General features: G+C 68.5%; 12 protein-coding genes. All 12 read right to left on the bottom strand.

The features are described 5' to 3' along the window. Positions 1 to 15 precede the first annotated feature (15 nt). The 12 genes from secA to manA all read right to left on the bottom strand — a co-directional run bounded on the left by secA (position 16) and on the right by manA (position 15,821). The gene (secA, locus tag G4H71_RS17855; RefSeq protein ID WP_072736508.1) at positions 16 to 2,889 is read right to left on the bottom strand and encodes a preprotein translocase subunit SecA; all 2,874 of its coding nucleotides are present in this window, start codon (positions 2,887 to 2,889) and stop codon (positions 16 to 18) included. A 202-nt stretch (positions 2,890 to 3,091) separates the two neighbouring features. Next, the gene (gene hpf, locus G4H71_RS17850) at positions 3,092 to 3,772 is read right to left on the bottom strand and encodes a ribosome hibernation-promoting factor, HPF/YfiA family (RefSeq protein WP_072736509.1); all 681 of its coding nucleotides are present in this window, start codon (positions 3,770 to 3,772) and stop codon (positions 3,092 to 3,094) included. A 188-nt stretch (positions 3,773 to 3,960) separates the two neighbouring features. Beyond that, on the bottom strand, positions 3,961 to 4,614 hold the full coding sequence (locus tag G4H71_RS17845; protein WP_371842133.1) for a ComF family protein: 654 nt from the start codon (positions 4,612 to 4,614) through the stop codon (positions 3,961 to 3,963). Between the two features lie 31 nt (positions 4,615 to 4,645). Next, positions 4,646 to 6,490: an MtrAB system accessory lipoprotein LpqB gene (gene lpqB, locus G4H71_RS17840; protein WP_185284898.1), complete on the bottom strand. Its 1,845-nt coding sequence runs from the start codon at positions 6,488 to 6,490 to the stop codon at positions 4,646 to 4,648. Continuing rightward, the gene (gene mtrB, locus G4H71_RS17835; protein WP_185284897.1) at positions 6,487 to 8,274 is read right to left on the bottom strand and encodes an MtrAB system histidine kinase MtrB; all 1,788 of its coding nucleotides are present in this window, start codon (positions 8,272 to 8,274) and stop codon (positions 6,487 to 6,489) included. Before mtrB ends, lpqB begins: the two co-directional genes overlap by 4 nt. Then, a complete protein-coding gene (mtrA, locus tag G4H71_RS17830) occupies positions 8,271 to 8,948 on the bottom strand; it encodes an MtrAB system response regulator MtrA (protein WP_072736511.1) in 678 nt (225 codons plus the stop codon). Before mtrA ends, mtrB begins: the two co-directional genes overlap by 4 nt. A 142-nt stretch (positions 8,949 to 9,090) precedes the next feature. Next, the gene (locus G4H71_RS17825) at positions 9,091 to 9,732 is read right to left on the bottom strand and encodes a dTMP kinase (RefSeq protein ID WP_072736512.1); all 642 of its coding nucleotides are present in this window, start codon (positions 9,730 to 9,732) and stop codon (positions 9,091 to 9,093) included. Positions 9,733 to 9,739: 7 nt separating this feature from the next. Further along, positions 9,740 to 11,224: an adenosylhomocysteinase gene (ahcY, locus tag G4H71_RS17820; RefSeq protein ID WP_072736513.1), complete on the bottom strand. Its 1,485-nt coding sequence runs from the start codon at positions 11,222 to 11,224 to the stop codon at positions 9,740 to 9,742. Between the two features lie 150 nt (positions 11,225 to 11,374). Beyond that, positions 11,375 to 11,851, bottom strand: a complete 477-nt coding sequence (locus G4H71_RS17815) for a GyrI-like domain-containing protein (RefSeq protein WP_072736514.1) — start codon at positions 11,849 to 11,851, stop codon at positions 11,375 to 11,377. Further along, positions 11,848 to 13,512 (bottom strand): amino acid permease, encoded by a 1,665-nt coding sequence (locus tag G4H71_RS17810; RefSeq protein WP_083342935.1) that lies wholly within the window; start codon positions 13,510 to 13,512, stop codon positions 11,848 to 11,850. The genes G4H71_RS17815 and G4H71_RS17810 overlap by 4 nt, the downstream gene beginning before the upstream one ends. Before the next feature lie 29 nt (positions 13,513 to 13,541). Continuing rightward, positions 13,542 to 14,462, bottom strand: a complete 921-nt coding sequence (locus tag G4H71_RS17805) for a cation diffusion facilitator family transporter (protein ID WP_072736515.1) — start codon at positions 14,460 to 14,462, stop codon at positions 13,542 to 13,544. A gap of 120 nt (positions 14,463 to 14,582) precedes the next feature. Then, on the bottom strand, positions 14,583 to 15,821 hold the full coding sequence (gene manA, locus G4H71_RS17800; RefSeq protein ID WP_072736516.1) for a mannose-6-phosphate isomerase, class I: 1,239 nt from the start codon (positions 15,819 to 15,821) through the stop codon (positions 14,583 to 14,585).

Here is a 15,821-nt window from a genome sequence, read left to right as displayed (position 1 = left end):
GGCCCGGTCCAGCCGTCAGCGCTTGCGCTTCGAGCGGCCGCCCTTCTTGCCGGACTTCGTCTGCTTGCGGGCCGCCTCGCGGCGCTCCCTCCTGGTGCCGACCGTGGCGCCGTCGCCGCCGCCCGCGGTCTCGCGACGCGACTGCGTGCCTCCGTCCTCGGACGGTCCGGAGAAGGTCAGTCCACGAGCGGGCTCGGCGTCGTCGAGTCCCTTCGCCCGCAGTGCGGGCGGAGCCGGCTGCGCCGTCGGCGTCGGGGCAGGCGCCGGAGCGGCCTGCCGCGGGGCGGAGCCACCGACGGCGGGCGCGGACTGGGCGCTCGCGGCGGCGCTCGCCGCGGTGACGTCCACCCCGGTCCCCGTCGTCTGCGGCGCCGCGGCCTCGACCTGCAGGTTGAACAGGAATCCGACGGACTCCTCCTTGAGGCCCTCGAGCATGCCGGTGAACATGTCGTAGCCCTCGCGCTGATACTCGACCAGCGGGTCGCGCTGTGCCATCGCGCGCAGCCCGATGCCCTCCTTGAGGTAGTCCATCTCGTAGAGGTGCTCGCGCCACTTGCGGTCGAGGACGCTGAGCAGCACTCGCCGCTCGAGCTCGCGCATGCCCCCCTCACCGGCGATCGCGTCGACCTCGGCCTCGCGGCGGGCGTACGCCGCGTGGGCGTCGTCGAGGATCAACTTCCGCAGCTCCGACGCCGAGAGATCGCTGACCACGCCGTCCTCGTCGTCTCCGACCAGTTCCTTGTAGTCCAGGCCGATCGGGTAGAGCGTCTTCAGCGCGGTCCAGAGCTGATCGAGATCCCAGTCCTCGACGTAGCCCTCGGCGGTCGCACCGTCGACGTACGCGGTGACGACGTCGTCGATCATCTGCTCGACCTGGCCCTCCATGTCCTCGCCCTCGAGGATCTGGCGCCGCTCGGCGTAGATGACGGTGCGCTGCTGGTTCATCACCTCGTCGTACTTGAGGACGTTCTTGCGGATCTCGAAGTTCTGCTGCTCGACCTGGGTCTGCGCGCTCTTGATGGCACGCGAGACCATCTTGGCCTCGATCGGCACATCGTCCGGGAGGTTGAGGCGGGTCATGATCGATTCCAGCGCGGCACCGTTGAAGCGACGCATCAATTCGTCGCCGAGCGACAGGTAGAAACGGGATTCGCCCGGGTCGCCCTGACGGCCGGAGCGGCCACGCAACTGGTTGTCGATACGACGGGACTCGTGCCGCTCGGTACCGAGCACGTAGAGGCCACCCGCCTCGCGGACCTTGTCGGCATCCGCCTTGACCTCGGCCTTGACCTGTTCGAGCTCACCGGCCCACGCCGCCTCGTACTCCTCCGGGGTGTTGACCGGATCCAGGCCCTGCCGACGCAGAGCGATGTCGGCGATGATGTCCGGGTTGCCGCCCAGCACGACGTCGGTACCACGGCCGGCCATGTTGGTCGCCACGGTGACCGCGCCGGAGCGCCCGGCCTCGGCGATGATCTGGGCTTCCTGCTCGTGGAACTTCGCGTTGAGCACGTTGTGGGGCACACCGCGCTGGGTGAACTGCTTGGACAGGTACTCCGAGCGCTCGACGCTGGTCGTACCGATGAGGACGGGCTGGCCCTTCTCGTGCCGCTCCACGACGTCGTCGACGACGGCGTCGAACTTGGACTCCTCGGTCTTGTAGATGAGATCGCCCTGGTCGGCGCGCACCATCGGCCGGTTCGTCGGAATCGGGATGACACCGAGCCCGTACGTCTGGTGCAGCTCCGCCGCCTCGGTCTCGGCGGTACCGGTCATGCCGGAGAGCTTGTCGTAGAGCCGGAAGTAGTTCTGCAGCGTGATCGTCGCGAGTGTCTGGTTCTCGGCCTTGATCTCGACCCGTTCCTTGGCCTCGATCGCCTGGTGCATGCCCTCGTTGTAGCGGCGGCCGACCAGGATGCGGCCGGTGAACTCGTCGACGATGATGACCTCGCCGTCGCGGACGATGTAATCCTTGTCGCGGGTGTAGAGCTCCTTCGCCTTGATCGCGTTGTTCAGGTAGCTCACCAGCGGCGAGTTCGCGGCCTCGTACAGGTTGTCGATCCCCAGTTGGTCCTCGACGAGCTCGACGCCGGCCTCGTGCACGCCGATGGTGCGCTTCTTGATGTCGACCTCGTAGTGCACGTCCTTCTTGAGCATCGGCGCGATCCGCGCGAACTCGGAGTACCACTTGCTCGACGCATCCGCGGGGCCGGAGATGATCAGTGGGGTGCGGGCCTCGTCGATGAGGATCGAGTCCACCTCGTCGACGACGGCGAAGTTGTGCCCACGCTGCACGAGGTCGTCGAGCGAGTGGGTCATGTTGTCACGGAGATAGTCGAAGCCGAACTCGTTGTTCGTCCCGTAGGTGACGTCCGCCGCGTAGGCCGCGCGCCGCTCCGCCGGACTCATTCCGGAGAGGATCACGCTGGTCTCGACCCCGAGGAAGCGGTGCACACGGCCCATCCACTCGGAGTCGCGGCGAGCGAGGTAGTCGTTGACGGTCACCACGTGCACGCCGTCGCCGGAGATCGCGTTGAGGTAGGCCGGGAGCACACAGGTCAGGGTCTTGCCCTCACCGGTCTTCATCTCGGCGACGTTGCCGAAGTGCAGCGCGGCGCCACCCATGATCTGCACGTTGTAGTGCTTCTGGTCGATGACCCGCCAGGACGCCTCGCGGGCGACGGCGAATGCCTCGGGAAGCAGCTCGTCCAGCGCCTCACCGTCCGTGAAGCGACGACGGAACTCGTCCGTCTTGGCCTGGAGCTCCGCATCGGTCAGTGACTCGAAGTCCGGCTCGAGGGACTCGACATGGTCTGCGATGTGCTTGAGCCGCTTGACCATGCGACCTTCACCAACACGGAGCAGCTTCGACAGCGACAGCGACGGCACGTCTCGTTCGTCCTCAATCTTCGGCGGTTGATCTTCGGTAGTTGGATCGTCGGTGGCAGGAGTGACACACGAAATCCGGCCGGGTCCGAAAACTCCGACCGGATTCCATGGTAGGCGTTCTTTCGCTCGGGTGAGTGAACCGACCTCGCGTCGGGTCCTCTCGGCGGGGCGCGCGGCGCGGCGGCCACGGCCCGCGTGCAGGTCACTCCAGGCGGATCAACCCGTAGTCGAAGGCGTGCCGACGGTAGACGACGGACGGCTGGTCCGACTCCTTGTCGTGGAAGAGGAAGAAGTCGTGGCCGACGAGTTCCATCTCGTACAGCGCGTCGTCCACGGTCATCGGCGTCGCCTTGTGCACCTTGGTGCGCACGATGCGGCCGGGAAGGTGTTCGTCGGGGTGTTCCCCGTCGAGAGAAGGTTCGGGAGTACTGGGGAGGGCATCCTCGGCGAGCGGAGCGGTGGCGCGCGCGACCGACACCGGCGTCTTCTCGCCGTAGTGGACCTTGCGGCGGTCCTTCGTCCGGCGGAGCCGGCTCTCGAGCTTGGCGGTCACCGACTCGAACGCGGCGTAGAAGCTGTCGGCACTCGCCTCCGCGCGGGCGATCGGCCCCTTGCCGCGGGCGGTGATCTCGACGCGCTGGCACACCTTGGACTGGCGGCGGTTGCGTTCGTGCTGGAGTTCGACGTCGAATCGGAAGATGGACGGATCGAAACGCTCGAGCCTGGCCAGCTTCTGGGAGACATAGATGCGGAAGTGATCGGGTATCTCGACGTTACGTCCCTTGACGACCATCTCGGCCGTGGGTTCGACGGTCGGTGTCTCACCTGGAGCAGCCTCGTCACGCGCTGCGGCGATCTCCGGAACTTGCGAAGGGGTCGTCACTCGTACCTCCCGATAACGGCCACGGCCCTCGACGGGCGGTGGCGACAAATGGAACGCAGCCGGGTGTCCGTCGACTGGGAAGGCGCCCGGCGCCAGGCTCGAAGTCCACCTCCTACCTGTACTTTCGGGTGTATCCGCGACGCTAGTACGTAACCCTGGAGAGTGCCACCGTTCGGACGAATTTCACCTCACACCCCGGCCACGACGAGGACGGCCGCAACCTGCACCCCGAACCGGCCGAGCGTCCGAACCGATTCCGCCGCAGTGGTACCGGTGGTCAACACGTCGTCGACGACGATCGCCGCGTGCTCACGGGCGCGGCAGTACGTGCTCAGGTTCGTCCCCGCGCGGGTGAGCCGGACTCGCCCGGACAGGTTCGCCTGCCGCTGCGCCGCGGTCAGTCCGACCGAGTCGCGGACACCCCGCCGCACGACGAGCGCGGGGCACACGCGGGCCCGGCCCACGGCCGCCTCCGCCATCCGGCGCACCGGGTCGCCACCGCGCCGCCGTGCGGCGCGCGCCCGGGTCGGGGCGGGCACCAGGACCAGTGGCGCCTCCGGCAGTTCCGCCCACCCTCCGAGCACCCCGAGTGCACCCGCGAGTGCGGCACCGAGAGGCTCGCAGAGGTCGCGTCTGCCGCGCTCCTTGGCGGCGACGACGGCCTGCCGGCGCGGACCGGAATAGGGACCCAGCGCCCACACCGGAACCCGTGGATCCACACGCGGATGCAGCCGTACCGGACAGTCCGTCAACTCGGCCGCGCACGCGGCACACCACCGCGTTCCCGGCCGACCGCAACCACCGCACTCGAACGGCAGGATCAGATCGGTCAGTGCCCGCACCGGAGGCAGCCTAGCCACCGGGGCCGACACGTCAGCCGGGAAGAACGGGGATCGCCTTCACACCGGTGAGCCCCGGCACCTCGCGCCAGTAGCGGTCGCCCGCGGGGTCCATGTTGTTCAGCTGGAACACCGCCCTCGAATCGGCCACGAACTCGGTGGTCGGGGTGGCATCGACGGCGACCACCGGCGCGGTGAGGTTGCGGCTCGGGAGCGCGTCCATACGGGACCCGTCCACGGTCACCTGGACCACCGGGATGTCCGAGGCCGCGCGGGCCACGACGACCGTTTCGCCGTCGCTCCAGTCGAGCGACAACGCCGGGCTGCCGAGCCCCACCGCGATCGCCCGTGGACTGGTCAGCGCGTATCCACCGCCGGGCAGTTCGGTGACGATGGCGAGGTACACCTTGCCGTCGACGATGATCGCCGCACGGACGCCGTCGCGGGAGAGCCTCAGTTCGGTGATGGTCGAGCCGAGGGCGGTGACCGCCCCCGCGTCCACATCGACCACCGACAGCCGGCCCGTGCCCGGTTCGCGCAGCACCCGCACGACGTGGTTCCCGTTGACCGTGGTCCAGATCACCGAACCGTCCGGGTTCCACGTCGGCCGGGTGATCGCACCGCTCTCGAGTGCCGGCTCCGCGTCCCCGGTCTCGTAGCCCCCGACCATCAGGGTGTTCGCCGGGTCCGGTGGCGGGCGCCCGGTATCGGCGACCGCCGCGACCAGTCGACCGTCCTGGGACAGCGACGCCGCACGCAGTCGGCCCGAGTTCCCGAAGAACCCCGGGGACGGGACGACGCCGTTCTCGGTGACCGACACGAGCGCACCGTCGCGCAGCGCGTGCAGCCCGACGGCGGCCCCCGCGGTCGCGAGCGGATTCATCGAGGCCACGTCCGCCGTGGTCCACCCGTCCGCGAAGCGCTCGTCCAGCGGTTGACCGTCCGCCAGCAGCACGTAGGGGCCCGCCACCTCCGCGTTCGCCAAAGTCCACACGAGCTGCGCCGCGAGCAGCGACTTCGACTGCGGGTCCATGCCACGCACGCCCTGCAGGTCGATCCGCACCCCGCCCAGCCCGACCCCGACCCCGGCGGAGCGCCCGTCCGCCTTGGTGATCGGGGCACGCAGCGAGACACCGTCGCCGAGTTCGTTGCGCACCGCGGGCGCCAGTGCCGACTTGGGGCCCTCGATCAGCAAGCCCACCAGCTGGGCCGCCATCTGATCGGGCTCGGCGTAGACCCACCTGGGATCCGGGACCACGGTCGCCCCGGTCGGGTCGACGAAGTAGAGCGACTTGCGCTGATAGGTGTTGAGGAACTGGGCGCGGTCCATGATCACGCCCTGTGGCAGCTCGTTGATCCGCCACTCGCCCCCGATCCGCTCGAACCCGATCCGCGCCTCGAAGTTGCCGTCCTCGGCCTCGTACAGGCCGCCCGGCTGTAGCTGACCCACCTTGTTCGCACGGATCGTGTACGTGGCCCGGTTCGTCGAGCGCGTCTCCACGAACACGTCGACCTTGTCGACGATGATCGCGCTCGCCTCGTCGTCCCACCGTCCGGAAACCTCGGGCGTGAGGAACTGCCGTGCCGCGAGATGCCGGTTCGCGGGATTGGTGCTCGCCTTGACGAAGTCGCGCAGCAACAGGTCCGGTTCGCGGCCCGCCGTGGGTTCGGGCACGCTCGACTCGGGAGCTTCACGGGAAATGGTCCCGATCGCCTGCGGTGCAGACGAGGAGGGGACGCTCGCGCACCCGGCGGCAACGGTCACCGCCGCGACGAGGACGGCGAGCACCGGCCCGGCCCGGCGACGTCCGCGGCGGACGCGAGTCGGCGACGGCACCGTCCGGTCTGCTCCCGTGAGGTTCTCTGCTGCCCGGTTCATTTTCTGGGCTCCCGGCGTGTCGGGACGGTCTGCGACTCGTCGGCCGGTGTCTCGGCGCCGTTGTCCGACACGTCGACCCGCTCGCCGCCCGGCTCACCGGAGCCGACGACGGCACCGTTCCGATCGGAACCGTCCCGCGCCGCCTCGGGAACGGGTTGTCCCTGAACGTATCTCCCGGTCCCCGGCTTGAGCGGCAGCGGGCTCGACACCACCTTGCGCCCACGGGCACGCGGCACCGTCAGGCGGAAGCACGCACCCCGACCGGGCTCGCCCCACGCCTCGAGGCGTCCGTCGTGCAGGTTCGCATCCTCGACGCTGATGGCCAGCCCGAGGCCGGTGCCGCCGGAGCGTCGCACCCGCGACGGATCCGAACGCCAGAACCGGTTGAACACCAGTTTCTCCTCACCGGGGCGCAGCCCGACACCCTGGTCACGGACGATGAACGCCACCGCGTTCTCGTCGGCACGCAACCGCAGCAGCACCGGCTTGCCTTCGCCGTGGTCGATCGCATTCGCCAGCAGGTTGCGCAGAATCCGTTCCACCCGCCGCGGATCCACCTCGGCGTTCACCGGCTCGTCCGGGAGGTCCACGATCAGCTCGGTCGCGGTCTCCCGCGCCAGATGCCGCACGGTGGAGATCGTCGCCCTGGCGCACATCCGGACATCCAATTGTTCGGCGGCCAGTTCCGCCACACCCGCGTCGTGTCTGCTGATCTCGAGCAGATCGTTGAGCAGGCCCTCGAAGCGGTCCAGTTCCGCCACCAACAGCTCCGAGGAGCGGCGCAGCACCGGATCGAGTTCGTCACTGCCGTCGTGGATGAGATCCGCCGCCATCCGCACCGTCGTCAACGGCGTCCGCAGCTCGTGGCTCACATCCGAGGTGAACCGCTTCTGCAGGTTGCCGAACTCCTCCAGCTGGGTGATCTGCTTCGACAGGCTCTCCGCCATCTCGTTGAACGACATCGCCAGACGCGCCATGTCCTCCTCGCCTCGCACCGGCATCCGTTCCTTGAGCCGGCCGTCGGCGAATCGCACCGCGATCCGCGACGCCGAACGCAGCGGCAGCACCACCTGACGCGCGACCAGCAGCGAGATCGCCGCCAGCAGCACCGCGAGCACGCCACCGCCCACGAGAAGAGTGCCGCGCATCAGCGACAGGCTGCGATCCTCGCTCTCGAGCGGGAACACCAGGTACAGCTCGAGCGCAGAGATCGGCGACATGGTCGGCGTACCGACGATCAGCGCCGGACCCGAATAGCCGGCCGGGTCGTTCACCGTCGCGTACTGGTAGCTGATCTGTCCCGCCTGCACGAAATCACGGAGCGACTGGGGAATCTGCTCCGAGGCCCCCACGGAGGTCGGTGCCCGGGGGCCGTCTCCGGACACGATGAGAACCGGGTCGAAGGTGCCTGCCGATCCGGAGGTCTCCCCCGAGTCGGGGTCACGATTCGTCAGCGCGGAGCGAGCACTCTCGAGTTGCACCTCGAGCGAGCTGGACCCGTCGGAACCGGCCAGCTGACTCTCGACCGTCATCCGCGAGCGTTCGAGCTCCTCGATGGCCGCACTGATCTTGGTCTCGAGCATCCGCTCGGTGATCTGACTGGTCAGCACCACCCCGAGGACGACGATGACGATGAGGGACAGGGAGAGCGTCGAGACGACGACTCTCAGTTGGAGCGAGCGGCGCCACGTGTGTGCCAACGTCCGGCCCAGCGCATGTCCCCAGCGCAGGATCGGGGTGATACGTCGATTGACGCGACGCCGCCATCGTGAAACACCTGTCACGGCGGTCCGGCCTTGTAGCCGACCCCCCTGACCGTGAGCACCACCTCGGGATTCTCCGGATCCTTCTCCACCTTCGCCCGGAGTCGCTGGACGTGCACGTTGACCAGCCTGGTGTCAGCAGCATGCCGGTAGCCCCACACCTGTTCGAGGAGCACCTCGCGGGTGAAGACCTGGCGCGGTTTGCGGGCGAGCGCGACCAGCAGGTCGAACTCGAGCGGCGTGAGGGAGACCAGCTCGTCACCCCGGCTGACCTTGTGCGCCGGGACGTCGATGTCGATGTCGGCGATGCTGAGGAGCTCGGCCGGCTCGTTCTCGGTGCGGCGCAGCCGCGCGCGGACCCGCGCAACCAGTTCCTTCGGCTTGAAGGGCTTGACGATGTAGTCGTCCGCACCGGACTCGAGGCCGAGAACGACGTCGACGGTGTCCGTCTTCGCCGTGAGCATGACGATCGGGACCCCGGAATCCGCGCGCAGCACGCGGCACACGTCGATGCCGTTCATGCCCGGCAACATCAGGTCCAGCAGGACCAGGTCGGGACGCGTCTCCCGGACCGCGGTGAGCGCCTGCGTACCGTCTCCGACCACGAAGGGTTCGAAACCCTCCCCGCGAAGCACGATCGTGAGCATCTCGGCCAGCGCCGTGTCGTCGTCGACCACCAGAATCCTAGGCTTCATGACCCTATCGTTACACCTTCCGAGCCGGTAACAGTGTGTTCGCCGTTCCGGCGTGCCGCCGTCACGGGTGTGTCCGCCGTTCCGGCGTGCCGCCGTCACGGGTGTGTCCGCCGATCCGGCGTGCCGCCACACCCCCGCGTGACTACCTCGTCAAGAGTGCCAGGTTTTTCGCGACCGTGACGGGATCGACGTCCGGGGTGAGTACCGTCCAGGGAGATCTCCACTGGTCACGTGCCAATTCCGCATAGAGTTCACCAGTGCGGACCTGGAGCCCGCTGTCCCGCTCGTACGCGTCGAGAACGCGTCCCTCCTGCGTCTCCCTGGCCCGGGCACGCAGCTCCGCGAGCGTCACCGGGACCTCCAGATAGAGCTGCCGATCCGGCAGAGGCAGCCCCAGGCGGTCGAACTCCAGCTCGCCGATCCACCGCACGAACTCACCGGACGCGTCCTGGTGCACCCGAGCCGCGCCGTACGCGGCGTTCGAGGCGACGTACCGGTCCAGGATCACCAGGTCGTTCCGGTCCATCAGTTCTCGCAACTCGGGCACCGCCCCGGACCGGTCGAGCGCGAACATCAGCGCCATCGCGTGCACCGAGTCCGCGAGGTCGCCGTGCTCCCCCCGCAGTGCCTCCGACGCGATGTCCGCGTGCACCGAACGCCCGTACCGCGGGAAGTCGAGCGTGGCGGTGCGCACACCGGCCGCGGCGAGGTGGGTGAGCACCTTCGCGACCAGTGTGCGCTTGCCTGCCCCGTCGAGCCCCTCGAGAGCTACCAGGATGCCCACGTGAAACTCAGTAGCGGTAGTGCTCGGGCTTGAACGGCCCCTCCACGTCCACACCGATGTACTCGGCCTGGTCCTTCGACAGCTTGGTGATCGAGCCACCGAGCGCCTCGACGTGGATCTTCGCGACCTTCTCGTCGAGGTGCTTGGGCAGCCGGTACACCTCGTTGTCGTACTCGTCCGGCTTGGTCCACAGCTCGATCTGCGCGATGACCTGGTTGGAGAAGCTGTTGCTCATCACGAACGAGGGGTGGCCGGTGGCGTTGCCCAGGTTCAGCAGGCGACCCTCGGACAGCACGATGATGGAGTGCCCGTCGGCGAACGTGAACTCGTCGACCTGCGGCTTGATGTTGACGCGGGTGACGTCGGCCGCCCGCTCGAGGCCCGCCATGTCGATCTCGTTGTCGAAGTGGCCGATGTTGCCCAGGATCGCCTGATGCTTCATCCGCTTCATGTGCTCGAAGGTGATGATGTCCTTGTTGCCCGTCGAGGTGATGACGATGTCGGCCCAGCCGATCGCCTCCTCGACCGTCTTGACCTCGAAGCCGTCCATGAGCGCCTGCAGCGCGTTGATCGGGTCGATCTCGGTGACCGCCACGCGTGCGCCCTGGCCGCGAAGGGCCTCCGCGCAGCCCTTGCCGACGTCGCCGTAACCGCACACCAACGCCGCCTTGCCGCCGATGAGGACGTCGGTGCCGCGGTTGATGCCGTCGAGCAACGAGTGCCGGGTGCCGTACTTGTTGTCGAACTTGCTCTTGGTGACGGAGTCGTTGACGTTGATCGCCGGGAAGGTGAGCTCACCGGCCGCCGCGACCTGGTAGAGCCGCAGCACGCCGGTGGTGGTCTCCTCGGTGACGCCGCGGACGGACTCGGCGATCGCCGTCCACTTGGCGGCGTCGGTCTCCAGGGAACGACGCAGCAGCGCCAGGAACACCTTGTACTCGTCGGAATCCTGGTCGTCGTCCGTGGGCGGCACGACGCCGGCCTTCTCGAACTGGGCACCCTTGAGCACCAGCATGGTGGCGTCGCCACCGTCGTCGAGGATCATGTTGGCGGGCTCGTCGGCCTTCGGCCAGGTGAGCATCTGCTCCGCGGCCCACCAGTACTCCTCCAGCGTCTCGCCCTTCCAGGCGAACACCGGTACGCCGGAGGGCTCCTCGGGAGTGCCGTGCGGGCCGACGACGACGGCCGCTGCCGCGTGGTCCTGGGTGGAGAAGATGTTGCAGGATGCCCAGCGCACCTGCGCGCCGAGGGCCACGAGTGTCTCGATGAGCACTGCGGTCTGGACGGTCATGTGCAGGGATCCCGAGATGCGGGCGCCCTTCAGTGGGAGGACCTCCGCGTACTCCCGGCGCAGCGCCATGAGCCCGGGCATCTCGTGCTCGGCGAGCCGAATCTCCTTGCGACCGAACTCGGCGAGCGCGAGGTCCGCCACCTTGAAGTCGATCCCGTTGCGCGTCTCGACCGCCGGCGTGGTGGGTACTGAGGTCGTCATCTGCCTCTCCTGATTGGCTGCTGCTGTTCGTGTTCAGGCTATCGGGTGCACCGCGCTCCCGGTGACCGGCCGTACTCACCGCTCGACCGGGTCGCAGAGCAGGCCGCGGCCCGGGCACGGCCACCGGCCGCCGGAGGCGCGCTCACCCGGTCACATCGGGTCGGTGACCACCCAGTTCAGTTCGGTCCGCAGTTCCTCGGGGTCCATGTCGGGGGACGGCTCGGTGAGATAGACCTCCCACATCACCGGTCCCGCCACGAGGCCCTGTTCCTCGATCCATCGCCCCAGCCGTTGCCAGGACTCCCCCAGCCCGTCGAAGGCTCCCCGGTGGACCAGCCGCGCGACGCGGCCCGCGGGCAACTCGCTCGCGACCACGTCGCCCGCGGGCACGACGGGCCGGTCCGCCGGGAATCCGACCTCGATGTCCGCGGTGTCGGTCGGCACTCCGTGATAGAGCCCGAATCCTGCCCCGGCGAGGGTGATCGACTGCCCGGTGAGGACGCGGTCGAGTGCCCGGAAGGCACTGTCGTAGAAGTTGGTGATCTCGGTCATCGGTACGAGCCCGTGTACCACCGCCGTGGTCGTCGCCCCGACCGTGACGAGTTCGGGTTCTCCACTCGCGGTCATCGCACGTCACCTTCGTCTCGGGGGTCGGTGGTCTCGCCGCTCTCGCGGTCGATCGTCTCACGGTCCGTTCGCACGGTCTCGGTGCGCACCGGATCCGCACCGCCGACCGGCTCGCGCCTGCGGTGGAACGAGTCCGGACGCTCGCCTCGTGCGGCGCGACCCAGGACGGAATGCCTTCTGCTGTAGACGAAGTAGACGACGACACCGAGCGCCATCCACACGAGGAACCGAATCCAGGTCTCCACGGACAGGTTCACCATCAGCCACAGGCAGGCGAGGACGGCCAGGATCGGCACCCAGGGCACGAACGGCACCCGGAATCCGCGCGGCAGGTCGGGCCTGGTGCGCCGCAACACGATCACACCGAGCGAGACGAGCACGAAGGCGAACAGGGTGCCGATGTTGACCATTTCCTCGAGCGTCCCGATCGGGAAGAAGCCGGCGAGGACGGCGACCACCGCGCCGACGATGACGGTGATACGGACGGGGGTGCCGCGAGTGCCGGTCGGCGCGAGGGCCCGCGGCATGAGACCGTCGCGCGACATCGCGAACAGCACTCGTGTCTGTCCCAGCATGAGGACCATGACCACGGTCGTCAGACCCGCGAGCGCGCCGAAGGCGATGACGTTCTTGGCCCAGGTGATCCCGTGGAGACCGAATGCCGTGGCGAGATTGGAGTCCTCGCCCGCGAGGTCGGTGTAGTTCACCATTCCGGTCAGGACCAGGGTGACGGCCACGTACAGCACCGTCACGATGGCGAGGGAACCGAGGATGCCCCGGGGCAGAGCCCGCTGCGGATTCTTCGTCTCCTCGGCGGTGGTGGCCACGACGTCGAACCCGATGAACGCGAAGAACACGAGGCTGGCGGCGGCGAGCAGGCCGTACCACCCGAAGGTGCTGCCTCCGGCGCCGGTGACGAACGAGAACAGCGACTGGTGGATACCCTCGCCGGTGTCCCCCGGCTCCGACGGCGGGATGTACGGGCTGTAGTTCGAGCCGTCGATGTAGAAGGCCCCGACCACGACGACCAGGATCACCACACCGACCTTGATCGCCGTGATGACGAGGGACACGCGTGAGGACAGCTTGGTGCCCGACACGAGGATGACGGAGATGATCGCCACGATCAGGACCGCGCCCCAGTCGAACGTGAGGGATCCGATCTCGACCCGGGCACGCAGATCCACGACCTCCAGACCGGCGAGCACCTCGCCGAGGTACAGCGACCACCCCTTGGCCACCACCGACGAGGCGAGCGCGAACTCGAGAATCAGGTCCCAGCCGATGATCCAGGCCGCGAACTCACCGAACGTCGCATAGGAGAAGGTGTACGCACTCCCGGCAACGGGGACGGTGGAGGCGAACTCCGCATAGCACAGCGCCGCGAGGCCGCACGCGATCGCCGCGATCACGAAGGCCGCGGACACGGAGGGCCCGGCGACGTTGCCCGCCGTCCGTGCGGTCAGGGTGAAGATGCCCGCGCCGATGACCACCGCGACACCGAACACCGTCAGGTCCCAGGACGTGAGGTCCTTGCGGAGTTTGGTCTCCGGCTCGTCGGTGTCCCGGATGGACTGTTCGACGGACTTGGTGCGGCGCAGGCCCGCGAGCCACGAGCCTCCCGCGGACCCGCCGCCGTTCCCCTGCTGCGAGACGGACATCTGACCTCCACTGTCGATCGGTGTAAAGACTATGCCCGGCCCGCCCGCATCAAGTCCGGTTCGAGGTAGATCCGGCGTGCCGCGGGAACGGCCGCGCGGATGCGTGCCTCGGCCTCGTCGATGGCCGTGGCGACGGTCGTGATGTCCGCGCCCGGGCCGACGGCGATCTTGGCCGCCACGAGGATCTCGTCGGGGCCCAGGTACTGGGTCTTGATGTGGATGACGTTCTCGATGGCGTCGACGCTCTCCAGCGCGGCCACGATCGCCTGTTGTTCGCCGGTCGTGGCCCCCTCACCGATGAGCAGACTCTGCATCTCGACGATGAGGATGACGGCGATGATCCCGAGCAGCACACCGATGCACAGGGTGCCGATTCCGTCCCACACCGGATCGCCGGTGAGCATGGTCAGGCCCACGCCACCGAGCGCGAGGACCAGCCCCACGAGTGCGCCGGTGTCCTCGAGCAGGACCACCGGCAGTTCGGGGCTGCGTGACGTCCGGATGAATCCCCACCACCCGGACTCGCCGACGAGCGGTCGCGACTCTCGCACCGCCGTGGTGAAGCTGAACGCCTCGAGTCCGATCGCGATCAGCAGGATCACGACGGCCACGAGTGGCGACGTCAGTTCCTCCGGGTGCCGGATCTTGTGGACGCCCTCGTAGATCGCGAACAGTGAGCCCAGGCTGAACAGGACCAGCGCGACGACGAACGCGTAGAAGTACCGGCTCCGGCCGTAGCCGAACTGGTGCAGATCGTCGGCCGCCTTCTCGGCGCGCTTCTGGCCGACCAGCAGCAGACCCTGGTTGGAGGTGTCCGCGACCGAGTGCACCGACTCGGCGAGCATCGAGGACGACCCAGTGATCAGGAATCCGCCGAACTTCGCGACCGCGATACCCGCGTTCGCTCCGAGTGCCGCGTAGATGGCCTTCTTCCCACCGTGAGCGGACACCGCGCCTCCTCCGGGTCGATGCGACGTGACGGTTCAGACTAGTTCACCCGCGAGCCCGCCCGAGCGACTCCGACACCAAACCCGTGCGGCACCAAGAGTTTCCGCTGTCCGGTTCGTCTGCTACGTCCGCAATCGTCCGGTGGACGCGCTGAACAGCTGGACCCGGCCGCCGAGCGGCGTGATCACCACCTCGGGATCCTCGGCGGCGATCCAGGCAGCCGCGCCCTGGGACAGCTCGAGCGACCTGTCCCCCGCGACGAGCGTCGCAGTGCCCGCGGTGCACAGCAGCACCCGCGGACCGTCACCGCCCAGCACGAACGAGTTCGGCCCCGTGGAGGCATCGGTGAGCTCGATCCGCGAGAGCTCGAATTCCGGTGCCGGAGTGTCATATTCGAACTTCCCGGTGCCGGGAACCTGAACCGGCTCGACGAACGGCGCCGGGGCGGAATCGAAGTCCAGCACCCGCAGCAATTCGGGGACGTCGACGTGTTTGGGCGTCAGCCCGCCCCGCAGGACGTTGTCGGAGTTCGCCATGATCTCGACCCCGACCCCGTGCAGATACGCGTGCAGGTTTCCCGCATCGAGGTAGAGCCCCTGCCCCGGTTCGAGCCGCACCCGGTTGAGCAACAGCGATGCCAGCACGCCGGTATCACCCGGATACGCCTCGCTGAGTTCGAGTGCCGTGCGAACCTCGTCGGCGAATTCGCCGTCGGGCTCGGCGGCCAGGTAGGCGACACATCCGTCGAGCACCCCCGGCATGAGAGCCGCGAGCACCGGTGGCGGAAGGGTGATCCACGTGGTGAACAGCGCTCGCAGGCCGTCCGAGTCGGGCTGCCCGGCCAGCAGCGCGACGTACGGCTCCAACTCCGGAACGCCGAGCGCCCCGAGCAACTTCACCGTCCGGTCGGGCCTGCGGAATCCCGCCAGCGCCTCGAACGTCGTCAGCGCGACGACGAGCTCCGGCTTGTGGCTGTCGTCCCGATAGTTGCGGATCGAGGAGCCGAGCGGTATGCCCGCGGCGTTCTCGCGAGCGAACCCTTCGCGCGCCTGCGCCGCGCTCGGATGAGCCTGCAGGGACAGCGGCTCCTCGGCGGCGAGCAGCTTGAGCAGGAACGGCAATCGGTCGCCGAAATCCTCCAACGACCGGGAGCCCAGCTCGCGTGCGGGGTTCTCGCGGACCACCTCGAGCAGCGAGCGCGGACCCTCGTCGGTGACCACCCGCGCCGGCCCGGCGGGGTGGGCGCCGAGCCAGAGTTCCGCCTCGGGATGGGCGGTGGGAACGGGCAGGCCGCGCAGCCGCGCTATGGCCGTGCGCGACCCCCAGGCGTAGGACCGTACGGCCCCGTCCAGTTCGTGCAC

The organism is Rhodococcus triatomae, from assembly GCF_014217785.1.
Lineage (GTDB): Bacteria > Actinomycetota > Actinomycetes > Mycobacteriales > Mycobacteriaceae > Rhodococcus_F > Rhodococcus_F triatomae.
Note: the sequence above shows the minus strand (reverse complement) of the source record. Positions and strands in the feature narration are given on the sequence as shown.

Excerpts from the sequence above, each read along its gene's own strand:
- mtrA (WP_072736511.1), bottom strand. The coding sequence starts at position 8,948 with ATGAAGCCTAGGATTCTGGTGGTCGACGACGACACGGCGCTGGCCGAG.
- G4H71_RS17815 (WP_072736514.1), bottom strand. The coding sequence starts at position 11,851 with ATGACCGCGAGTGGAGAACCCGAACTCGTCACGGTCGGGGCGACGACC.
- ahcY (WP_072736513.1), bottom strand. The coding sequence starts at position 11,224 with ATGACGACCTCAGTACCCACCACGCCGGCGGTCGAGACGCGCAACGGG.
- lpqB (WP_185284898.1), bottom strand. The coding sequence starts at position 6,490 with ATGAACCGGGCAGCAGAGAACCTCACGGGAGCAGACCGGACGGTGCCG.
- G4H71_RS17810 (WP_083342935.1), bottom strand. The coding sequence starts at position 13,512 with ATGTCCGTCTCGCAGCAGGGGAACGGCGGCGGGTCCGCGGGAGGCTCG.